At 70.7% G+C, this 22,159-nt stretch carries 18 protein-coding genes; 8 read left to right on the forward strand and 10 right to left on the reverse strand.

The window, feature by feature from the left end; genetic code table 11:
• Window positions 1-3: 3 nt before the first annotated feature.
• The 4 genes from ACFC1W_RS05190 (at window position 4) to ACFC1W_RS05205 (ending at window position 4,444) form a co-directional block, all read left to right on the forward strand.
• Window positions 4-1,008, forward strand: coding sequence for a pirin family protein (locus ACFC1W_RS05190; protein ID WP_375989436.1), 1,005 nt, complete (start codon window positions 4-6; stop codon window positions 1,006-1,008).
• A 42-nt stretch (window positions 1,009-1,050) separates the two neighbouring features.
• On the forward strand, window positions 1,051-1,602 hold the full coding sequence (locus ACFC1W_RS05195; protein ID WP_375989439.1) for an ECF transporter S component: 552 nt from the start codon (window positions 1,051-1,053) through the stop codon (window positions 1,600-1,602).
• Between the two features lie 71 nt (window positions 1,603-1,673).
• On the forward strand, window positions 1,674-3,599 hold the full coding sequence (locus ACFC1W_RS05200) for an ABC transporter ATP-binding protein (protein ID WP_375989442.1): 1,926 nt from the start codon (window positions 1,674-1,676) through the stop codon (window positions 3,597-3,599).
• Window positions 3,596-4,444 (forward strand): energy-coupling factor transporter transmembrane component T, encoded by an 849-nt coding sequence (locus ACFC1W_RS05205; RefSeq protein WP_375989445.1) that lies wholly within the window; start codon window positions 3,596-3,598, stop codon window positions 4,442-4,444. The genes ACFC1W_RS05200 and ACFC1W_RS05205 overlap by 4 nt, the downstream gene beginning before the upstream one ends.
• A 202-nt stretch (window positions 4,445-4,646) precedes the next feature.
• Here the strand turns inward: ACFC1W_RS05205 and ACFC1W_RS05210 are convergent, their stop codons facing one another.
• Both ACFC1W_RS05210 and ACFC1W_RS05215 read right to left on the reverse strand, forming a co-directional pair.
• A complete protein-coding gene (locus ACFC1W_RS05210; protein ID WP_191765180.1) occupies window positions 4,647-5,810 on the reverse strand; it encodes an acyl-CoA dehydrogenase family protein in 1,164 nt (387 codons plus the stop codon).
• 218 nt (window positions 5,811-6,028) lie between these two features.
• Window positions 6,029-7,339, reverse strand: a complete 1,311-nt coding sequence (locus ACFC1W_RS05215; RefSeq protein WP_375989448.1) for a M15 family metallopeptidase — start codon at window positions 7,337-7,339, stop codon at window positions 6,029-6,031.
• A 115-nt stretch (window positions 7,340-7,454) separates the two neighbouring features.
• On the opposite strand from ACFC1W_RS05215, the gene ACFC1W_RS05220 reads away from it, so the two are divergent.
• Window positions 7,455-9,584, forward strand: a complete 2,130-nt coding sequence (locus ACFC1W_RS05220; protein ID WP_375989451.1) for an intein-containing Rv2578c family radical SAM protein — start codon at window positions 7,455-7,457, stop codon at window positions 9,582-9,584.
• On the opposite strand, the gene ACFC1W_RS05225 is transcribed toward ACFC1W_RS05220, so the two are convergent.
• Window positions 9,581-10,495, reverse strand: a complete 915-nt coding sequence (locus tag ACFC1W_RS05225) for an alpha/beta fold hydrolase (RefSeq protein ID WP_375989454.1) — start codon at window positions 10,493-10,495, stop codon at window positions 9,581-9,583. The genes ACFC1W_RS05220 and ACFC1W_RS05225 overlap by 4 nt on opposite strands.
• A 75-nt stretch (window positions 10,496-10,570) precedes the next feature.
• Between ACFC1W_RS05225 and ACFC1W_RS05230 the strand changes: the two genes are divergently transcribed.
• Window positions 10,571-11,236 carry a TetR/AcrR family transcriptional regulator gene (locus tag ACFC1W_RS05230; RefSeq protein WP_375989457.1) on the forward strand — a complete coding sequence of 222 codons (666 nt, stop codon included), beginning with the start codon at window positions 10,571-10,573 and terminating at the stop codon, window positions 11,234-11,236.
• A gap of 64 nt (window positions 11,237-11,300) precedes the next feature.
• Here the strand turns inward: ACFC1W_RS05230 and ACFC1W_RS05235 are convergent, their stop codons facing one another.
• The gene (locus tag ACFC1W_RS05235) at window positions 11,301-13,172 is read right to left on the reverse strand and encodes a DEAD/DEAH box helicase (RefSeq protein ID WP_375989460.1); all 1,872 of its coding nucleotides are present in this window, start codon (window positions 13,170-13,172) and stop codon (window positions 11,301-11,303) included.
• A gap of 439 nt (window positions 13,173-13,611) precedes the next feature.
• Window positions 13,612-13,989: a hypothetical protein gene (locus ACFC1W_RS05240; protein ID WP_375989462.1), complete on the reverse strand. Its 378-nt coding sequence runs from the start codon at window positions 13,987-13,989 to the stop codon at window positions 13,612-13,614.
• Window positions 13,990-14,288: 299 nt separating this feature from the next.
• Between ACFC1W_RS05240 and ACFC1W_RS05245 the strand changes: the two genes are divergently transcribed.
• Window positions 14,289-14,924 (forward strand): antibiotic biosynthesis monooxygenase, encoded by a 636-nt coding sequence (locus ACFC1W_RS05245; RefSeq protein WP_375989464.1) that lies wholly within the window; start codon window positions 14,289-14,291, stop codon window positions 14,922-14,924.
• Window positions 14,925-15,005: 81 nt separating this feature from the next.
• Complete coding sequence (locus tag ACFC1W_RS05250) at window positions 15,006-16,085, forward strand: DUF998 domain-containing protein (protein WP_375989467.1); 1,080 nt, start codon at window positions 15,006-15,008, stop codon at window positions 16,083-16,085.
• A gap of 33 nt (window positions 16,086-16,118) precedes the next feature.
• Here ACFC1W_RS05250 and ACFC1W_RS05255 read toward each other — a convergent pair whose 3' ends face one another.
• The 5 genes from ACFC1W_RS05255 to ACFC1W_RS05275 form a co-directional block, all read right to left on the reverse strand.
• Entirely contained in the window at window positions 16,119-19,670 is a 3,552-nt protein-coding gene (locus tag ACFC1W_RS05255; protein WP_375991420.1) for an efflux RND transporter permease subunit, read from the reverse strand.
• 114 nt (window positions 19,671-19,784) lie between these two features.
• Window positions 19,785-20,180, reverse strand: a complete 396-nt coding sequence (locus ACFC1W_RS05260) for a fluoride efflux transporter FluC (RefSeq protein ID WP_375989470.1) — start codon at window positions 20,178-20,180, stop codon at window positions 19,785-19,787.
• The gene (locus tag ACFC1W_RS05265; protein ID WP_375989473.1) at window positions 20,177-20,599 is read right to left on the reverse strand and encodes a fluoride efflux transporter FluC; all 423 of its coding nucleotides are present in this window, start codon (window positions 20,597-20,599) and stop codon (window positions 20,177-20,179) included. The genes ACFC1W_RS05260 and ACFC1W_RS05265 overlap by 4 nt, the downstream gene beginning before the upstream one ends.
• 51 nt (window positions 20,600-20,650) lie before the next feature.
• Entirely contained in the window at window positions 20,651-21,619 is a 969-nt protein-coding gene (locus tag ACFC1W_RS05270) for a DNA topoisomerase IB (protein WP_375989475.1), read from the reverse strand.
• 47 nt (window positions 21,620-21,666) lie between these two features.
• Window positions 21,667-21,936 carry a Rho termination factor N-terminal domain-containing protein gene (locus ACFC1W_RS05275; RefSeq protein WP_375989477.1) on the reverse strand — a complete coding sequence of 90 codons (270 nt, stop codon included), beginning with the start codon at window positions 21,934-21,936 and terminating at the stop codon, window positions 21,667-21,669.
• Window positions 21,937-22,159: the final 223 nt, after the last annotated feature.

Here is a 22,159-nt window from a genome sequence, read left to right on the forward strand (position 1 = left end):
GCCATGACGAGGCTCGACGCCGACGAAGCGGTGACCACTGCCGTCGGCCAGGCGCAGGAATCGGCATCCGGCGACGACGGACCACGGGCCCTGCTGCTCGAGGCCCGCGAGGTGCCGCTGGGCGGAGTGCGGGCGATGTCCGTGCGACGTGCGCTGCCGCAGCGCGACCTGCCCCTCGTCGGAGCGTGGTGCTTCCTCGATCGCTTCGGCCCGCAGGTGACGCGCATGCGCGTCGAGCCGCACCCGCACATCGGACTGCAGACGGTCACGTGGCCGTTCCAGGGCGACGTCCGCCACCGCGACTCGATCGGAAGCGACGTGATGGTGCGCCGCGGCGCGCTCAATCTCATGACGAGCGGTGCAGGCATCGCGCACTCCGAGTATTCGCGCGGGGAGGATGCCGCCCCGCTGGATGCCTTGCAGCTCTGGGTCGCGCTCCCCGAGTCCCGCCGCCACGGCGCACCGGCGTTCGAGCAGCACAGCGTCCTCCCCGAGGTCGTCCTCGCCGCCGAGTCCGGCGCCGCCGGGGCAGCCGCCGTCGTGCTCGGCGAGTTCGCCGGGACCGCGTCGCCCGCCACCACCTATTCCCCGATCGTCGGAGCCGAGGTGCGCGTACCGGCGGGCTCGCGCCTGCGTCTGCCGCTCGAGCCGGAATGGGAGCATGCACTCGTCGGCATCGACGGCGACCTCGCCGTGCACACCGAGACGGAGGGAGACATCGGCCTCGACGACGCGCACCTGCTGTACCTCGGACTCCGCCGCGACCACGTCGATGTGTCGAGCGTGGGCGGCGCGACGCTGTTCCTGCTCGGCGGCGAGCCCTTCGAAGACGACATCGTCATGTGGTGGAACTTCGTCGGCCGCACCCACGAGGAGATCGTCGAGGCCCGCGAGGCGTGGGAAGCCGGCGGCGAGCGCTTCGGGCACGTCGTGGACCACGGCGACGAGCGCATCCCCGCCCCGCCGCTGCCCGCGGTGCGGCTCACCCGACGTCGCCGACGGGTCTGATCACCGGACGAAGGCCGGGCCGGCGGACAGTACGCTGGGCTGGTGGCCGCCGACACCCGACTCTCGACGAGCGTTCTGCTCACCTGCGCCGCCATCGGCGTCGCGACGGGCGTCCTCGGCGGCATCGCCGGGTGGATCACCATCCCCGTCCTGGCAGCCCTCCCGATCGTCTACGGCTTCGTGCTCGGCGTCCACGTCCTTCCCGGCATCATCGCCCAGGAGGCGCTGCGCCTGCCGTGGGTCGCGCTGATCACGCACGGTGTGGCGGCGCTCGTCGGCATCGCGATCGCCCCGATCTACGCGGGGCAGTACATCGGCACCGCGATCCTCTTCGGCGGCATCCAAGAGCTCGTCGCCGCTCTCGTGCGCTATCGCTCGTGGGCGCCGTGGCGCTTCTTCGTCTCAGCCCTGGTGATCGGCGTCGTGGTCGCGCTCGCTGTCTTCTTCGCCGCCCACCTCGGCGCGATGCCGCTGTGGGCGCAGATCCTGTACCTCATACTGTCGGTGCTCGGGCCCGTCGCCTGGACCGCCGTCGGCCTGGGCGTCGGGCGCGCGCTGCGCCGAGCGGGCGTCGCGCGACCCCGCACGCGCTGACCGATCGGTACGCGCTCGGGTTAGGGTCGACTAAGTTAGGAGACACTTAGTCCACTCCGCCAGGAAGCCCCGTGACCGCACCACAGCGCGACCCTTCCGCCGCGCTCGCGGCGGGCTCCGGCGGCCCCCTCGTGCGGATCCGCGATCTCGCCGTGACATATGACGGTGAGAAGGCGGCGGTGCCGGCATCCGTCACCTTCGACATCGCCGCCGGGGAGGTCGTGCTCCTGCTCGGCCCCAGCGGTTCGGGCAAGTCGACACTCACGCTCGCGCTCAACGGACTGATCCCCCACGCCGTGCCTGCCGACCTCGGCGGATCGATCGAGGTCGCCGGTCTCGACACCGCGACGACGCCCGTCGCGGAGCTGAGCAGGCACGTCGCGATGGTGTTCCAGGACCCCGACGCGCAGCTCGTGACCGGCACGCTCCTCGACGAGGTGGCCTTCGGCCCGGAGAATCTGCGGATGCCGGTGGCCGACGTGCTCGCCCGGGCCGAGGCCGCGCTGCGCCGCGTCGGGCTGTGGGAGCGCCGCGGCGACAACCCCGACCGGCTCTCGGGCGGGGGTCGGCAGCGGCTGGCGATCGCCTGCGCGCTGGCGATGGGCTCGCCGCTGCTCGTGCTCGACGAGCCGACCGCCAACCTCGACCCGCAGGGCATCGAGGAGGTCTACGCGGCCCTCGCCGACCTCGTCGCCGACGGCGACCGCGCGATCCTGCTGGTGGAGCACAACCTCGACGCCGCCGTCGGCTTCGTCGACCGCGTGGTCGTCCTCGATCACGACGGACGCGTCGCGGCGGACGGCAGCGTCGACGAGGTGCTGCGCGGGCGCGCCGAAGAGCTGCACGCGATGGGCGTGTGGCTGCCCGTGTCGGCCATAGCCGCGCTGCGGCTGCGCCGGGCCGGGTACGCGCTCGACCACTTGCCGCTGTCGCCCGAAGAACTGCGGGCGGGCCTCGACGCCGCCGACGCACCTGACTCCGCGGCCCCGGATGCCCTGGCCCCCGCGCCCCCGGATGCCCTGGACCCCGCCGCCGCCGATCCCGCCGCGGACACCGCCGCCGGCGCTGATCCCGCCGCGCGTACCGTTCGCAGGACCGATCCCGCCGACAGGGCGGAACCGGGCCGAAACGCCCCCTCTCCGCCGACCGTTCCTGCGAACGGGACGCCGAACCGCCCCGCCCCGACCCCGCTCATCTCGGTGCGCGGCCTCACGCTCCGCCGCGGGCGCACCGAGGCGCTGCATGGGATTGACCTCGACATCGCCGCGGGCGAGTTCGTCGCGATCGTCGGGGCGAACGGCGCCGGCAAGACGAGCCTCATCCAGGCGCTCGCGGGTGTCGTACCGCCGCCGAAGGGGACGGTGCGCGTCGGCGCTGTCGACGTGGGCCGAGTCGACGCGCGCACCCTGTCCGCCCGCATCGGCTTCGTCTTCCAGAACCCCGAGCACCAGTTCATCGCGCACACCGTCTTCGACGAGGTGGCGCACGGCCTGCGCCGGCAGCACCTCGCCGACGACGACGTCCGCCGCCGCACGATGGAGCTGCTCGTGCGCTTCGGACTCGACGACAAGGCCGACACGCACCCGTTCCTGCTGTCGGGCGGCCAGAAGCGGCGTCTCTCGGTGGGAACGGCCCTCGTCGCCGGCGCGCCCGTCCTCGTGCTCGACGAACCGACGTTCGGCCAGGACCGCGCCCGCGCCGACGAACTGCTCACTCTGCTCCGCGAGCTCAACGAGGACGGCACGACGATCGTCGTCGTGACCCACGACATGCAGCTCGTGACGGAGTACGCCCACCGCACGGTGATCCTCGCCGACGGACGGGTGCGCGCCGCAGGCCCCACCGCCGACGTGTTCGCCGACGCCGAGCTGATCGAGGGTGCGGGGCTTCGCCTGCCGCCGCTGCAGCGAGCACTGCTCGGCCTGGAGCGGCATCCCGAACTCACCGGCATCGCCCGTCTCGCCGACCTTCCCGCAGCGAGGGGAGGCACGGCATGAGCGCGACCGAGCCGCTCTCGGCCGCCCAGACGCTGCGCGGCGGCATCGACCCCTACGCCGAGCGCCCCACCGCTTCGCCCGTGCGGTTCCTGTACGGCCTCAATCCGCTGGCGAAGATCGCCGCGCCGCTGCCCGCGATGGTGCTGCTGGTGTTCGTGCGGGATGCCGCGACCCCGCTCGCCTTCCTCGCGCTCAGCTACGCGATCCTGCTGATCGGCGTGACGTTCACCGGACGCCTCGCGGCCATCCTCGTGGCGCTGCCTGCGGCCGCGGCGGTCGTCGGCCTCGGCTTCTCGGTGTGGGCGGATGCCGCGAGGGTCGACCAGTCGGTCGTCGTCTGGCAGATCGGGTCATGGACCCTGTACGGCGGAGCGCTCGAAGTCGGCCTCGCGACCGGGCTGCGCATCGCGGCGATCGTGGCGCTGACCCTGCTCGTCGGGCTGTCGACGACCGGTCCCGACTTCGTGCGGGCAGCGGTGCAGCAGCTGCGCGTGCCGTACCGCATCGGCTACACGGCCCTCGCGGCGTTCCGGTTCGTGCCGCGGTTCGGGCACGAGCTCGACGTCATCCGTCAGGCGCACCGCGTGCGCGGCGCCCACGGCGGCCGCGGGCCGTTCGCCGCCATCGCCCGGTGGTTCGGATACATCGTGCCGCTCATGGCCGGTGCGATCCGGCACGCCGAGCGGGTCGCTCTGGCGATGGACGCGCGCGCGTTCGGCGCGCACCCCGACCGCACCGAGCGTCACCTCGTGCCGTTCCGCAGCCGCGACGCCGTGTTCGTCGTGCTCTTCTGGGTGGTCTCGGCCGGGCTGTTCTGGGCCCTGTTCCCCTGGGGCCTCGCCTAGCGCCGGGCCCCAGCATCCCATCCCTCCCCGGCTCACCTGTCACGAAGTGCCGAGCGGGGCGGCACTTCGCGACAGGTGAGCATCCGGATGCCCCGACCCGGCCGGGAAGCCACGTGAGAGGGCACAGGCGACGGATGCCGCGGCCCGAGCCCTTCGAGAGGGGCCGGGCCGCGGCATCCGGAACCGCGTCGTCAGCCTGCGATCAGCGCTTGCCGACGATCTGACGGCTGACGAGGTCGCGCATGATCTCGTTCGTGCCGCCGTAGATGCGGTGCACGCGGGCGTCGAGGAACGCACGGGCGATCGGGTACTCGGTGATGTAGCCGTACCCTCCGTGCAGCTGCACGCCGATGTCGAGCAGCTCCCACTCGCGGTCTGTCGACCAGAACTTGACCTTCGCGGCCTCCTCGGCCGTGAGCTTCTGGTCCTTGTAGAGCATCATCGCGCGGTCGTTGTACGCCCACATCACATCGACGGTGGTCGCCATGTCGGCGAGCTTGAAGCGCGTGTTCTGGAAGTCGGCGATCGGCTGGCCGAAGGCCTCGCGGCTGAGCACATACTCGCGCGTCCAGTTGAAGGCGGCCTCGCCGGCAGCAGCGGCCGCGACACCGATCGACAGGCGCTCGAGGGGCAGATTCATCATGAGCTGGATGAAGCCGAGGCCTTCCTTGCCCCCGATGAGGTTGGCTTCGGGCACGAACACGTCGCTGAACGAGAGCTCGGCGGTGTCCCAGCCGTGGAAGCCCATCTTCTCGAGCTTCTTGCTGTGGTCGAAGCCTTCCATGCCGTCCTCGAGGATGAGGAGGCTGAACGCGTCGGGACGGTTGCCCTCGCCGGTCTTGACGAACGTCACGACGATGTCGGCCGTCTTGCCCGACGAGATGAACGTCTTGGCACCGTTGACGATGTAGCCGCCGTCGACCTTCTTGGCGGTGGTCTTGATGCCGCGCAGGTCGCTGCCCGCGCCCGGCTCGGTCATCGCGAGGGCGCCGAGGATCTCGCCGGTCGCCATGCCGGGGAGCCACTTCTCCTTCTGCTCCTGGGTGCCCATGTGCACGATGTAGGGAATCGCGAGGTCGTCCTGGATGCCCAGCGCACCGGCCAGCGACCCGAGGCCCGCACCGATCGTCTCCTCGAGCACGATCGAGCGGAAGCGGAAGTCCTGCAGCATGCCCGCGCCGCCGAACTCCTCCGGAACCGACAGCCCGATGATGCCGGACTGGCCCGCGGCGAGCATGGTCTCGCGGTCGATCTCGCCCGCGGCATCCCACTGCTTGCGCTTCTCGTCGGACGCGTAGCGCTTGATGAACTCCTTGACGACGTCGCGGAACGCGTCGTGGTCCTCGTCGTAGATGTTGCGCTCCATATGTGCGCCTTCCTCTCGTCTTCGAGCATGTCGTCGGCGCGCGGTCGTGCCGCTCACCCGTGGCTCGACTCGATCATAAAGGCCACGCGCGGTGAGATCGGGGCGTCTGTGAGATCGCGTCCTAAGGATCGTGAAACTGGGTACCGCTGTTTGTGGGATGCCTCAAACCGGCCCGGACCGGCCGTTTCACCGTGCCCGCGAGCGGCGTCGAACGCGACTCAGCCGACGTAGCCGGGGGCGGGCTCGAGCCCGAAGAACTCTTCGAGCGAGGTCCATCCACCGTCGTGGTACGCCCGCGAGAGCTCGGGGCCGATGTACCGCAGGTGCCACGGCTCCGGCGAGTAGCCGGTGACGCCGGTCGCGCCCGCGACGTACCGCACGATCCAGCCGTGCTCCCACCCGTGCTCGACGATCCACGCGCCTTGCGCCGTCGCGGCCAGGTCGTCGAGCGTGCCGCAGCCACCCGCGCAGGCGACGACGTCGCCGGCGAGGCCCGACTGGTGCTCGCTGTGACCCGGCCGCGCGCTCACCAGATCGGCGCCGTCCTGGCCCCGCTGATCGACGTGGCGTCCGTAGCTCCCCTGCTGCGTCGAGTAGGAGCGGAAGCCGCTCTCGAGCGCGATCTCGCCGACGCCGGCTTCGCGCGCCGCGGTGACCATGGCAGTGAGCGCGGATGCCGCGTCCGACCGGAGTGCCCCGCCTTCGATGCTCCGCACACCGTCGGGCATGACGAGTCCCGTCGGGCGGTAGTCGACGGGCGAGTAGGGACGCGCCTTGTTGACGACGGTCCACACGCGCGTCGGATCTCCGAGGTCGACGCACCTCGCCCGGCCCTCGGCGACCGCGGAGCGGAACGACTCGGCACCGCCCGCCGCCGTGATCGCGCCGGCGTCGTCGTGGGCCTCGAGGGCGCTCATGACCTCGGGCACGCCACAGATGTCCGCGGCGACCTGCATCTGCTTCACGACCGGCACCGGAAGGGCCGAGACCGACGGTGGCGCGTCGGACAGCAGCTGCGCCTGGGCCGCGACATCCGGCGTGCCTCCCGAGACGAGCGCCGTCACGGCTGCGGTCGACCCGAGAAGCAGGGCGCCGCCCACCGCGATCAGCAGCGCGACGCCGCCGCGCGCGAACCGCGGACGAACATGCCGCGACGGGGGACCCTCGGCGCCGTCGGCGGTCAGCAGTCGCTCGGCCCGCGCCGCTCGTCGAGCGCTCTCGCGCACCATCGGCTCGGTCCGGCGACTGCGCCGGAGCGCACCCGGCTGGGCAGAGACCCGCGAGCGCGACGTCGCGCGTGTGGCCGGCGACCCGTACTGGGCGACGGCCGCGCGGACCTCGGCGGGCAGGAGGAAGGGACTGGCTTCCGGCGCGCGCGCGACGGGCGGCGCGTCCTCGTCTTCGGGAAGGACGAATCCCCCGAGTCCCTCGGGCGCCGTCCTGCGGGCGCGCCGAGCAGCCTCTTCGCGCTGCTCTCTGGCGGCACGACGAGAAACCGGGGAGTCGGACGAACCGGGCGCCGTCACCATGCCATTCTCACCCGAGTCGGCGCCCGGCACAGGGAGGCGCGACCACGGCTGTGCGGTGTTCGATCGCGCGGTGCGCGCTGTTGACATACTCTCGAACATCTGTTCCCATTGATGGATGAGGTGGCAGGGGCAGGAATTGGGAGTGGCGGATGCCGCGGCCCTGCCCGGCCTCGAGCACCTGAACGGCCTCGTCCAATCGGTGACCACACCCGAGTTCGCCGGGGTGACGTTCCACGAGGTCCTCTGCAAGACCGCGCTCAACCACGTTCCCGGCGCGTCGGCGATGCCGTTCGACTGGACCGTGAACCCCTATCGCGGATGCAGTCATGCCTGTGTGTACTGCCTGGATCCGTCGACGATGATCCTTATGGCAGACGGCCGAAGCAAAGCGCTGCGAGACCTCGCGGTCGGCGACATGGTCGTCGGGACCCAGCGAGAAGGCTCGTACCGGCGATACACCGCCGCGACCGTCTCTGCGAAGTGGTCTACACGGAAGCGCGCTCACCGCGTGCGGCTCGCGGACGGCACCGAGCTGATCGCGAGCGCTGACCACCGATTCCTGACGGAGCGCGGCTGGAAGTATGTGCGGCCCGCGCCCAGCGGCTCGCCTCAGCGGCCGTTCCTGACGACGAACAACAAGCTGCTGGGTTTCGGCATGGGCCCGACGGCCATCGACCACTCCGAGTCCCCGGCGTATCGCACGGGCTATCTGACGGGCATGATCCGCGGCGATGCCATGATGCTCAAGCGCGAGTATCCGCGCACCAACGGCCGTGGGACCTACATCGCCCACCGCTTCCGATTGGCGCTCGCCGACACCGAGGCTCTGGACCGATCGCGGCGCTACCTCGCGAGGAGCGGAGTGACGACGAACACTCGCGTCTTCGCCGAAGCCACCGCGAACCGTCGAGCGATGGACGCGATCTTCACGTCGCGCGCCGCTGACTATGAGGCCATCACGTCTCTGGTGTCGTGGCCGCAAGACCCGTCGCCGGACTGGCGCCGCGGCCTCCTGGCGGGCGTCTTCGATGCGGAGGGGAGTTGCAGCCAGGGGATTCTGCGCATCTCGAACAAGGATCCTCAGATGATCGCGGCGATACACAACGCGCTGGTCGCCTACGACTTCGACGTCGCGATCGAGCCCATCCGACCGAACGGCGTCACGTCCGTGCGGCTCCGCGGCGGCCACGCCGAGCGCCGACGATTCTTCGAACTCGTCCAGCCGGCGATCACGCGAAAGCTCGCACTTCTCGGGGCTGCCGTGAAGTCGGATGCCCCACTGCGGATCGTGTCGATCGAGGACCTCGGCGAAACCGTCGACATGGTCGACATCACGACGTCGACCGGGGACTTCATCGCCAACGGCGTCGTGAGCCACAACTGCTTCGCCCGCGGCACACACGAGTACCTCGAGCTCGATGCAGGCCGCGACTTCGACAGTCAGGTCATCGTCAAGATCAACGTCGCCGAGGTGCTCGAGAAGGAACTGCGCCGCGGCTCCTGGGCGCACGAGCCGGTCATGCTCGGCACCAACACCGACCCGTACCAGCGCGCCGAGGGCCGCTACAAGCTGATGCCCGGCATCGTGAGCGCGCTGACCGAGTCGGGAACCCCGTTCTCGATCCTCACCAAGGGCACGCTCCTGCGCCGTGACCTGCCGCTGCTGCGCGAGGCCGCGGCATCCGTCCGGGTATCGATCGCCATGTCGATCGCGATCTTCGACGACGCCCTCCAGCACCTCATCGAGCCCGGAACGCCGACCGCTGCCGCGCGGCTCGAGACCGTGCGCGCCGCGACCGAGGCGGGCTTCCACGTGACCGTGTTCCTCATGCCGATCATCCCCCATCTCACCGACTCGATCGCAGCGATCGACGACGCCCTCACTCGCATCAAAGCGGCCGGCGCAACCCGCGTGGTCTACGGGGCGCTGCACCTGAGGCCGGGCGCGAAGCAGTGGTTCATGCAGTGGCTGGAGCAGCAGCATCCCGAACTCGTGTCGTCGTATCTCGGGCTGTACCCCGGCGCGTCCGCCAACGCTCCGAAGGCGTATCGCGCTTGGCTCGCGAAGCGCGTGCGCCCCCTGCTGCGGGTGCACGGCCTCGACGGCCGAGCCGAGGACGACCACCCGCGGGGCACCCCCGTCTCGGGACTCGCCGCTCGGGCGGACGCCCGGGCGTCGGGGATCGTCACGACCTCGCGCGGGCGAGCGTCTGCGGCGGCCGTCGCCGAGCCGCGACTTTTCTAGGGGCGGGAGAACTGAGCCGCGGCCTCCGCCTGAGCAGGCTCCGGCACGGTCACGGGCACGGCGACGAACTCCAGCACGGCGTCGAGGAACACGTCCGATTCCAGGACGCGGTTGTGGCCGAGACCGCGCGTCTCGACGACCTCGGCTGCGGGGTTGGCGTCAGTGATACGCGTGAGCTCGCCGAACGGCACGACGCGGTCGCCCTCGTCGTGGACGGCGAGCAGTCGCACGCCGCGAGGCAGGGGCCGGCGCGCCGGCGACAGCCGTGCGAACGGATCGCGATGCCCCGGGAAGTAGTGCTCGGCGAAGTGCGCGCGCAACGCGGCGGCGGTGCGGTCGTCGAAGCGCAGCATCGCCTGGAACTGCTGCAGCAACAGGTCGGCGTCCGCCGGAGCCGCCACGGTCACCACCCGGTCGACAAGCAGCCCATCGGCTGCGGCCACGAGCGTCGCCAGACCGCCGAACGAGTGGCCGACGACGGTGTGCAACCGGCCGAAGCGACGCCGGATCGCCTCGAGGATGTCGAGCCAGTCGATCAGGTAGCTTCCGCGCGCGATCGTGTCGCCGTGCGCCGGAGCGTCGAACGCCACAACGCGGTACCCCTCGGCGACAAGGTCGCGCACCAGAACGGCGAACTGGCTCGCCCGCCCATCCCAGCCGTGGGCCAGCACCATGACGTCGTCGCCGGCGCCCCACTCGTAGACCACCACGTCCACTCCGCGCCGTGTGAGTCCCGGGATGCGGACGGTCGAGCGACGGGCGGCCCACATCGTGTCCTGCGCACCCGCGTTGACCGGGCGGGTGCGCGCGATGCGAGCGAAGAAGGGCAGTGCGACCGCCGCGCCGAGCTCGGGCGAGAGACGGCCGCCCGTGCGCACCAAGGCGCCGGCCGTCGAGAGTGCGAGATCCACGATTGCTCCGATCCGAGGGAGATGTACGAACGGTCGTACGTATGAATACGAACGATCGTACGGTAACCTGTCGACATGGCGCAAGAGCAACGTGACGGCCGCCGCGTGCGAGGCGACGAATCGCGGCGCGTGATCCTCGCGCACGCGATCGACACCGCATCGGTAGAGGGGCTCGAGGGCCTCACCATCGGACGACTGGCCGATGCCGCGGGCCACAGCAAGAGCGGGGTCGCGACGCTCTTCGGCTCGAAGGAGCAGCTGCAGCTCGCCACGGTCGCCGCCGCGCGAGAGGTCTTCATCGACCGGGTCGTGACCCCGGCACGTGCCGAGTCCGGGCACGGACTGACGCGGGTTTGCGCGCTCATCCGGGCGTGGCTGGCCTACTCCGACGATCGCGTGTTCCGCGGCGGCTGCTTCTTCGCGGCCACCTCGGTCGAGTACGACGCCAAGCCGGGGCCGATCCGAGATGCCGTCGTCGCAGCGTCGATGGAGTGGGAGGACTACCTCGCACTCTCGATCCAGCGCGCGATGGATGCCGGCGAGCTGCCCGGACTCGACGACGCGCGGCAGCTGACGTTCGAGGCGGTCTCGTTCCTCGAGGCGGCCAACACGCGCTCACTGCTGCACGGCAGCCCCGAGCCGTACGAGCGTGCCGCGACCGCACTGCGCACGCGCCTGCGGGCGCTCGGCGGTGACCCCGACGTGGTCGCGCGGATCGGACGCGTGCCCGCCGGCGCCTGACGCGCGCCCGGAGCGTGCGAAAGGCCCGACCCCGTGCGGGATCGGGCCTTGTCGGCGCTGCTGCTTACGCGTCGACGTTCGACAGCTGGCGACCGCTGAGCTCTTCGAGCAGATCGTCGCCGGGACGCACCTCATCGAAGGGAGCGTCGATCTCCGCGCGGTCGAGCAGCTCCGTCATGCGACGTCGGCGCTGACGGGTGATCAGCGTGACGACGGTGCCCGAGCGCCCGGCACGGCCCGTGCGGCCCGAGCGGTGCAGGTACGTCTTGTACTCGTCGGGAGCGTCGGCCTGCACCACGAGGTCGATGTCGTCGACATGGATGCCGCGTGCCGCGACGTCCGTCGCGACGAGCACCTGCACCCGGCCCGACGTCAGGCGCTCGAGGTTGCGCGTGCGCTTGGCCTGGTTCAGGTCGCCGTGCAGCGCGAGCGCGCGGATGCCCGCGTCGTCGAGCTGCTCGGCGAGCATCTCGGCGTACGCGCGCGTCCGGGCGAAGACGAGGGTCTTGCCGTCACGCTCGACGAGCGACTCGAGGATCTCGCCCTTGTCGCGGTGCTCGATGACGAGCACGCGGTGGTCGATGGTGCCGGAGTCCTGATCCTCGCCGGCCACTTCGTAGACGGCAGGCTCGACGAGGAACTCGTCGACCAGCGCGGCGACCTCGCGGTCGAGGGTCGCCGAGAACAGCAGCTTCTGGCTGCCCTCCGCCGTGTGGCGCAGGATGCGCTGCACCGGCTCGAGGAAGCCCAGCTCGCACATGTGGTCGGCCTCGTCGAGCACCGCGATGCGGATCTGCGACAGGTCGAGCTTGCCCTGGTTCACGAGGTCCTCGATGCGGCCCGGGGTGCCGATGATGATGTCGACGCCCTTCCTGAGCGCACCGACCTGGCGACCCTGCGGCACACCGCCGTAGATCTGCGTGGTGAAGAGGCCGACGCTGCGCGCGATCGGCTGGATCGTGCGGTCGATCTGCAGGGCGAGCTCGCGTGTGGGGGCGAGGATGAGGGCCTTCGGCGCGCGGCCGAACTCACGACGCTGACCCGCCTGCGAGCGCAGGACGCTCTCGACGAGCGGAGCCCCGAAGGCGATCGTCTTGCCCGAGCCGGTGCGGCCGCGAGCGAGCACGTCCTTGCCCTCGAGGATCGGGGTGATCGTGGCGGCCTGGATCGGGAACGGCGTCGCCGCACCGAGGTCGGCGAGCGTACGGACGATGTTGTCGCCGAGACCCAGGTCTGCGAACGTCACATCGGCGACCTCGCCGGCCTGCACGGCCTCGGCCTGCAGGCGCTCGTGCACGACGTCGACGTGTGCTTCGTGCGCAGCCGTGCGGGCGGGCGCGTTCCAATCCGACCGAGCTGGACGGGCATCGCGACGCGGACGGTCGTCGAACGAGCGAGCCGGACGGGCATCGCGGCGCGGACGGTCGTCGAACGAGCGAGCCGGGCGGTCATCGCGGCGGTACGACGGGCGGGCGTCGCCGAACGACCGGCGGTCATCGCGGTCGACGCGGTCAAGGTGCGCCGGGCGTCCGCTGCGGTCATCGCGACGCGGACGGTCGTCGTACGAACGGGCCGGACGATCCTCGAACGAACGCTTCGGACGGTCGTCGTACGAACGCTTCGGCCGGTCATCGTACGCACGGGCCGGACGGTCGTCGCGGCGGGCGCGGTCGTCACGACCGGCGCCCGAGTGGGTGCGGATGCCGCGTGCCTGGTCGCGGCCCGCGCGCTCCTGAGCAGACCAGCGGCGCTTGGGCGCAGCATCCGTCGACTCCTCGGGCCGGTAGCCGCGGTGGCTCGGGCTCTTGCTGCCGGGCTTGCCGGCGGACGCATCTCCCGGCCGGCGCTTGCGGTCCTGGTAGCTCGACTTGGCCGCGTAGCGCGGCTCGAAGTTCTTGGCGGGGCGGCCGCCGGCCGGCTTCTTGCTCTTGGGCATGGTGGTGTCCTTCTGGGTTGTTCTGTGAGAACAGCGCTCCTGAAGATCGCACGCGTGCGACGCCGCGCTGGCGGCGGGGAGTAACCCGGACTGTCGTCGGCCGGGGGCCATTCGATGGATGGTCGTCGAGACGGAGTCGTCTCCACCATCGGCCCCTTGGACTCACAAACCCATCCGCGCGCACCGCGCGGTGTCCAGAGCCGACGTGTCGAGATTACCCGAAGCGTCTGGGAACTCGCCGGTGGGAAAACCACACACCTTGCAGGTTCTCATGTACAGGGCGTTATCATATGCCCAGCGGTTCATTCGCGATCTGGGGATCAAGTCCGCGTTAGCGCGGCGATCTCCGAGGCGTACGGCTTGGGGGGTCGGCGTGTTCGGAGTATCGGCGCACATAGAGAACGTGAGTACGTTGACCCTCCTCGCACCGCCTGAGCGCTCAAGCGCCACACAGACCACAGGGGTGCTCTCCGCACGGGAGCACCCGCCTCATGGTGCGCACCACTTCAGCCGTGGCGCCATCAGCGCGCTCGTCGTCGGCGTGCTCGTCGCCGTGCTCACCACCCGCGATCCGCTGTGGTGGCAGCTGCACTTCTCGCAGCTCGGCACGTTCGATGACTTCTCCGCCCACGTCTTCAACTCCACCGCGATCATCGCCGGATTCCTGCTCGCCACCTACGGCGTCGTCGTCGTCACCGTCCTCCCCCGGACCACCCACCGCCTGGTATCCCGGGCCTTCCGCACGTCGGTAGTCTCGGCCGGCCTGCACCTCACGGTCGTCGGCCTCATCCCCCTCACAGTCAGCACCGAGCTGCACGACCTCGCCGCGGCCGGGCTCGGCCTCTCGCTCCTCGCCATCGTGGCGTGGAGCCTCGGCATCCCCGGCTTCACCCGCGTGTTCCGCGTGGCGTCGAGCGGCTGCGTCGCCCTGCTCGCCTCGGGGATGGTTCTGCTCACGTCCGGTGTCATCACCCTCGCCTGCTTCGAGTTCTTCGGCTTCGCTTCCGTCGGCGCGTGGCTGATCGTGCTGCCGCGCGTGCTCGCCGCATGCGCGCACCCGGCCGAGGAGTCCACGTTCACCGAGGAGGCCGCGATGGCGCCCGCCGATCGTGTGGAATGGACGACATGGCAGAACCCGTGGCCCACCCCATCACCGTCGCGATCGAACGGCGGATCGACCCGTCCCGCACTGTCGAAGCGACAAGCTGGATGCAGGCCGGTACGGATCTCGCGACCGGTTTCACCGGCTTCCTCGGTTCGGGCTGGGTCAGGGCCGGCGAGGGGAGCGACCTCTGGTACATGCTCTACCGGTTCCGCGACATCCCGACCCTCGAAGCGTGGGAGCAGTCACCCCAGCGTGAATGGTGGCTCGACTCGGGCCGCGCATTCGCGAGTGAGGTCCGCGTCGAGCGCCGCACCGGCATCGAGGGCTGGTTCGACGCTTCCTTCGCGACTCACGTCGAGCGCCCTGTATCAGGAGAGCGATCGGATGCCGCTGCCTCGACCGGCCCGATCCAGCAGCCGATCCCCGCAGCACCGCCTCGCTGGAAGCAGGCCGTCGCGATCTGGCTCGGCTTCTTCCCCACGAACCTTCTCGCCTCATGGCTGCTCGGCTTCGTCCCCGGCTTCGGCGACTGGCCTCTTGTCGTACGCGTCCTCTTCGCGACCCTGCTGCTGACGCCGATCATGACCTACGTCGTGCTGCCCCGGGTCACGCGCCTGCTGCGCCCCTGGCTGCACCGCGCCGGCTGACGCTCAGCGCCCGGCACCGACGCGCGACATCCCCCGCGCGCGTCGCGAGGACGCGGCATCCCGCCGTCCTACACTGACGCCATGACCTCGCCACGCACGGCGGCCGCAGTCGACGGCCCCGGTCCGGTCCCCACTCGGCGCACGGAGTCCGAGGCGGTCTACCTCGCACTCGGTGCCGGCGTCCTCGGCGCGCTCTACGGCCTCGTCGTCGCGCTCGTCGTCCCTTCGCTCAGCCTGGCGGGCGACGACCCGTTCGCGCTCTGGGCGGCCGGCGGCTCAGCGGTCGTCGCCGCGGTCGTCTCGGCCGCCGGATACTGGCGCACGCGCAATCAGCCGGGTCAGGAGTGGCGACGGACCCTTCCCTCGTGGAAGTTCACGGTGAACACGATCTCGGTCGTGATCGTGCACACCGTGCTCGCATTCCTCGCGACGTACGCGCTGTACCGTGTGCTCGCCCTCGGGTTCATCGGGCTTCCGGTCATCGTGTTCTGGGCCGTCGTGCTGATGACGGTCACTCTCGGGCTGACGGCATACGTCGTGTACTTATCGGTGTCGCGCATGACGACGCAGCGCATGTCGTCGCTGCTCATGGCGTTCATCGTGATCGGGACGCTCACCGCCATGGTGACCACACCGGATCCGCAGTGGTGGATGGTGCACTTCAGCCAGCTCGGAACCTTCGACAACCTGTCGAGCTGGGTCTTCAACGGCACGCTCATCGCGGGGGGCCTGCTCGTGACGACGTTCGCGGTCTATATCGCCAACGACATGAGCGCGCTCGCCGAAGCGGGCGTTCTCACCCACCGCCGCGGGGCGAAGGTCGTTCCTGCGCTGTTCGTCGTGATGGGCGTGATGCTCGCGTGTGTCGGCATCTTCCCCGTCGACGTGAACCTCGTCCTCCACAACCTGTCGGCCTCGGGCATGGCGGCGATGTTCCTGGTGCTGCTCATCAGCGGCCCGATCCTGCTGAGAGGGATGCCGCGCACCTACTTCGTCTCGTCGTGGGCCTTCCTCGGGGCGACGCTGCTGTCGGTGATCCTGTTCGTGCCCGCGGTGGGCTATTTCTCCCTCACCGCGTTCGAGATCATCGTCTTCGCGCTGATCTTCGGGTGGATCGCCGTCTTCATCCGCTTCCTCGGCGTCGCCGGTCAGCGCGACTGACCCGGCGCCACCCGCGCGGAGTGGCGCGCAGGGTCACTCCTCGCGGTGCTGGTCGGGGTCTACCTCGGAGTGCCCGTCGGCGGGCTGCCCGTCGGCGGGGTGCTCTTCGGCGGGGTGCTCCTCGACAGGCTCGGTCTCCACCCTGGGCTCCGCTTCGACCACGGGGTCGGTCTCGACCACGGGCTCCGTCTCGACCACCGGCTCGGCCTCGACCACGGAATCCATGTCAACCACAGGTTCCGTCTCGACCGCAGGCTCCGTCTCCACCACAGCCTCGGCCTCGACCACGGACTCGGCGTCCGCAGACGTCGCCTCCTCGGCCTCCGGTTCCGCGCCGGCGACGGGCTCCTCCGCCACGACCACCGGGGCCGCGGCGCCGGCGGCCAGCGCACGCCGCTCGCGGCGGGTCATCACCGCAGCACTTGCGGCTGCTCCGACGAGCGCGGGGCTCGCAGCATCCGCTCCGCCCGTCGACGACCCGGTCGACGCGACGGCGTCCCCATCACCGCGGCGGCGCGCGAGGCGGCGCTCCCTGGCGCCTTCGACGAGGTTGTAGAGCGTGGGCAGCACGAGCAGCGTGAGCACGGTCGACGACACCAGTCCGCCGATCACGACGATCGCGAGCGGCTGCGAGATGAACCCGCCCTGACCCGTGATGCCCATGGCCATGGGGGTCAGCGCGAAGATCGTCGCGAGGGCCGTCATGAGGATCGGCCGCAGACGGCGCGATCCGCCGGCGACGGTCGCGTCGTGGGCCGAGAGGCCCTTCTCGCGGTACTGGTTCACGAGGTCGACGAGCACGATGGCATTCGTCACGACGATGCCGATGAGCATCAGCACGCCGATGAGCGAGGCGACGCCGAGCGGCACGCCCGTGATGATCTGGAGCAGGATCGCGCCGGTGGCGGCGAACGGCACCGAGATCAGCAGCAGCAGCGGCTGGCGGAGCGACTTGAACGTCGCGACCATCACGATGTAGACGATCAGGATTGCGGCGAGCAGCGCGAGGCCGAGCTGCGAGAAGGCGTCCTGCTGCTGCGTCACCACGCCGCCGAGCGACGCGTCAGCCGACGCGGGCAGGTCGGCGTCCTCGAGCGCGAGCGTGACGGTAGCCGACGCCGTCGCGAGGTCGTCCGTGGACGGCGTCACGGTGACGGTCGCGGTGCGCTGGCCGCGCTGGGTCGTGATCGACGTGGGGCCGACGCTCTCCTCGACGGTGGCGACCTGCTCGAGTGGGATCGGGCCACGCGCGCTGGGCACCGCGAGCTGCCGCAGCTCGTCGAGCGACGCGGGAGTGGCCGAGGCCGCGAGATAGACCGTGAGTGCCGTGTCGTCGATCTCGACGGTGCCGATCCGCTGCGGCTGCATCGTGTTCGACACGAGCGCGCCGACAGCGACCTCCGACAGGCCGAGCTCCGCGGCGGCGTCGCGATCGACCGTCACGGCGATGTACGGCAGCGACGCGGCGAGGTTGCTCGAGACCTGCCCGATGCCGTCCTCGCCCTCGACCGCTGCGACGACGGCGTCCGCCGCCTCGGTGAGCGTGTCGGAGTCCGGCGCCGTGACATCGATCTCGATGTCATTCGAGCCGAAGCCGCCCTGCGCGGTCGAGACGGTGATCTGGCCGGCGTCCTCGAGGTCGGCGACGGCCTCCTGCACCTCCTGGCGCAGGGCGACCTGGTCGACGGCCGGGTCGGTCGTGATCGAGTACGTGATGCCGGTGCCGCCGCCCGCGAACGCGTCGCGCAGCGCCGAGCCGCTCGAGCCGATCGACACCTGCACGGTCTCGATGCCGTCGATGCCGAGGAGCACCTCTTCGACGTCGGCGGCGGCGGCGCTCTCGGCTTCGAGGCTCGGAGCGGGGCCGATGTCCTGCGTCATCGTGAACGTGTTCTGGCCGGAATCGCCGAGGAAGTTCGTCTTCATGAACGGCGCGGCCGCTGCCGTGCCCACGAGCACGAGCACGGCGAGGAGCAGAGTGACCCACGAGTGCTTGAGCGTCCAGCGCAGGATCGGCAGGTAGGACTTCTGCAGTCGGCTGGGCGGCGCGGCGGGGTCCTCGGGATCGATCGCGGCGCCCTGCTCGTCGAGGATCGGCTTGCCGGGCTTGAGGAACCAGTACGCCAGCACGGGCACGATCGTGAGGGCGACCAGCAGCGAGGCCGTCATCGCGATCGTCACGGTCAGGGCGAACGGCCGGAACAGCTCGCCGGTGACGTCGCCGACGAAGGCGATCGGGAGGAACACGGCGACCGTCGTGATGGTCGACGCGGTGATGGCCGCCGCGACCTCGCGCACCGCACGGCGGATCGCGTCGCCCTTGTCGGCATCGCCGACGTAGTGTCGCTTGATGTTCTCGATGACGACGATCGAGTCGTCGACGACGCGTCCGATCGCGATCGTGAGGGCGCCGAGCGTCAGGATGTTCAGCGAGTACCCGAACGCCTGGATGCCGATGAAGGTGATGAGCACGCTCGTCGGGATCGAGATCGCCGCGACCAGCGTCGAGCGCACCGAGAGCAGGAAGACGAAGATCACCAGCACGGCGAAGACGAGGCCGAGCAGGCCCTCCTTCGCGAGCGTGTCGATGGACTCCTGGATGTAGGGGGCCTGATCGAAGACGACGGTGAACTCGGCTCCGCCGAGGGTCTCCTCGAGCTCGGGCAGCACGGCGAGCACGCCGCGCGAGACGTCGACGGTGTTGGCGGCGGGCAGCTTGGTGACGGCGATCGTCAGCGCCGGCTCGCCGTCCACGCGCGAGATGCTCGTGATCGGCTCCTGCTCCTGCACGACGGCGGCGACCCCGCCGATGGTCCTGACGCCTGCGGCGATCTGCTCCGCATTCGCCGGCACGAGCGGCAGCGCCGCGATCTCGTCGACCGTGGTGATCTTCGACCCGGTCTGCACGGTGAGCGTCTCGCCGTCCTCGGTGATCTCGCCGCCCGGGAAGAGCACGCCGTTCTGCTCGAGGGCGTCGCGGATCGCCTGCTGGCTGAAGCCGGACCGGGCGAGCGCGGCCGCGTCGGGCGTGATGGTGACGCGCTCCCCCACGCCGCCGACGACCTGGGCGGCGTTGACCCCGGCGACGTCTTCGAGCTCGGGCACGATCGACGCCTCGAGCTGGGCCTGGATCGACTCGGCATCGTCGAAGCCGCTCACCGCGAGCGAGATCACCGGGAAGTCATCGATGCTCGCGCTGAGCACATTGGGCTCGACGCCCTCGGGCAGCTGGGCCTTGATGCGGTTGATCGCCTGCGTCATCTTCTGCTCGGCGGTCGCGAGATTCGTGCCATACGAGAACGACGCCTGGATCACCGACGCGTTCGTCGTGCTCGTCGCCGTGCTGGCCTCGAGGCCCGGGACGCCCTGGATGGCGGTCTCGATCGGGCTCGAGACATCCGTCGCGACGACCTCGGGCGAGGCGCCTGGGTAGGACGAGACGACGATCAGCCCCGGGAACTCGATCGAGGGGATGAGCTCCTGCTTGAGGTTCACGAGCGCGAGGCTGCCGAAGATCGCGGCGACGATCGTGATCAGTGCGATCAGGGCACGGTTCTTGAGACTGAGGACGGCGAGGTTCGACACGGATGCCTTCGCGGGAATGGGGACGCGGCGATGCGCGCCGGAGCGTGACGGATAGGGAATGTATCGAGTCAAGTATCTCATCCGCGTCCGGGCTCGCGGCCTGAGATTCCGCCCTCACCCTCCGCCCGCGGCGGCGGCGATCCACAGCCCCGCGCCGACGCCCGCGGCGGCCGCCGCGACGCACAGGACGAGCGTGCCGAACAGGTCGGCCGCGGCATCCCGCCACCGCCCTCGTTCGGCCAGCAGCACGGAGTCGACGGAGACGGCGCTGAAGGTCGTGTACCCGCCCAGCAGTCCGGTGCCGAGCACCATGGCCAGCTGCGGAACGACGACCGTACCGAGCCCGGTCAGCAGCCCGAGGGCGAGCGAGCCCGTGATGTTGACCACGAGGATCCCGAGCGGGAACTCGCCTCGCCCGCGCGTGCCGATGATGCGGTCGAGCACGTAGCGCAGGCCCGCCCCCGCCCCTCCGGCGACGGCGACGACCAGCAGCTCCAGCCAGCGGCTCACTCGGCCTCCCCCGGCTCGGGGACGGCGACCGGGCGTCCGGCCAGCCCGCGGCCCGCGAGGAGTCCGGCGAGCGCGGCGAGCGCGCCGAGGAGGACGGATGCCGCAGCCAGCGCGAGCGCCGGCCACGGCGTGGCCAGCCATCCGGCCGTCTGCACGGCGAGCGCGCTGTAGGTGGTGAATCCGCCGAGCACGCCGGTGCCCAAGAAGGCCCGGGCGTGCGGATGCCGGTCGGCGAGCACGCCGACGACCACGCCGAGCAGCAATGACCCGATCGCGTTGACCGCGAGCGTCAGCCACGGGAGGACCACGGCGTCGTCGACCGGGGCGAGCAGGACCGCCCGCGCGAACACCCCCAGCGCACCGCCGACCACCACGTAGCCGAGCGTGCGCAGGTCGACGGGCTGCCGGCGCGAGGTCATCCCCACACGCTAGCGGCCATCAGCCGCTCGGACGGAGCCGCGGCACGCGGCTCAGCGCCGACCCCGGATGAGCGCCAGGATCGCCGACTCCGGCGAGACCGACAGGTCGAGCAGCTGGCCGTCGCGGTACCGGACGAAGACGCGGGGGTCGATGTACGAGCCTCGCGCGACGGAGGGCGTGTTGCCGAGGGCCTCGGCCGTGGCGCGCACCGCGAGGTTCTCGGCGCGCTTGCGGTCGGTCGCGGTGTCGACGGTGCCGATGCGGGCCAGAGCCTCGGCGGCCATGATCGTGCCGCGCAGCGTACGGAAGTCCTTGGCCGTGAACCGCCCGCCGGTCAGGGAGCGCACGTAGTCGTTCACCTCGCTCGGCGTGAGCGCCACGCGCCGCCGTCCGCGCTCCCACGAGAGAAGCGCCGACCGGGGTCGGCCTGCGGCAAGGATCTCGACGGCTGCGGCGAGGTCGCCGTCGTCGACCTCGAGGTACTGTCGCTTGCCGCTCTTGCCGGGGAACGAGAGAGTGACGACGGATGCCTCGACCGAGGCATCCCGCCGCTGCAAGGTGGTCAGCCCGCGGCTGCCGTGCGCGTTGAGATACCGCTCGGAGCCGATGCGCGGGGCGGCCTGGTCGAGCAGGCGGAACGCCACCGCCAGGACGCGTTCGCGGTCGAGCGCGCTGCGACGCAGCGATGTCGTCACCCGCGCGCGAGCGCGGGGCAGGGTCTGAGCGAGCTGCAGGGCGCGGGCGTACTTCCGCTTGTCGCGACCGGCCGTCCACTCCGGGTGGTAGATGTATTGACGTCGGCCGGCGTCATCGGTGCCGACGGCCTGGATGTGACCGTCAGGGCGGACGCAGATCCAGACGTCCTCCCACGCCGGCGGGATGACCAGCGCGCGGATGCGCTCGAGGTGCCCATCAGGACAGGCCGCCCCCTTGGCATCGACGTAGCGAAAGCCCGAACCCGCGCGCCGCCGGGTGTATCCGGGGTCCTGGAAGGGGCGCACGCGCATCAGCTTCGGCATCCGTCACTTTTCCTTCTGTTCGCGGCGGCTGCGCCCCCGAGCGCGTGTCAGTGGTTGCGCAGCATGTCGATGAGCTGGGCCTTCTTCTTTCCCGAGTATCCCGTGATCCCGAGTTCCTTGGCCCGTTTGCGCAGCTCGTCGACCGTCCAGTCGTCGTACGAACCCGACTCCCCGCCGCGTTCGCCGACCTTCTTGCGCCCGGCGCGCGCGGCGGCGTTCGAGATGCGCGCGGCTTTCTCCTTGGAGGCCCCGTCATCGCGGAGCTCCTCGTAGAGCTCCGGATCCTTGAGGCTGGCAGAACCGCGTCCGCGAGGCATGGCTCCTCCTCGATGGTGTGGGTGGTGACGCCACGGTAGAACCTGAGAGGGCGCAGTGCGGTGGGCTTGACAGCGCGCCCCCGCCGCCCTACGGCTCACACGGCGTCACCCCGCACGCCCGGCTATCACCGTGGACAAGGGGTCGTCAAGCCCTTGTCGGCGCGGAATCCCGGGTGCCACTGTGGTGTCACTGCCCGAAAGGCATCCGATGCGCAGACCCCGC

The organism is Microbacterium sp. NPDC056003 (assembly GCF_042274785.1).
Taxonomy (GTDB): Bacteria; Actinomycetota; Actinomycetes; order Actinomycetales; family Microbacteriaceae; genus Microbacterium.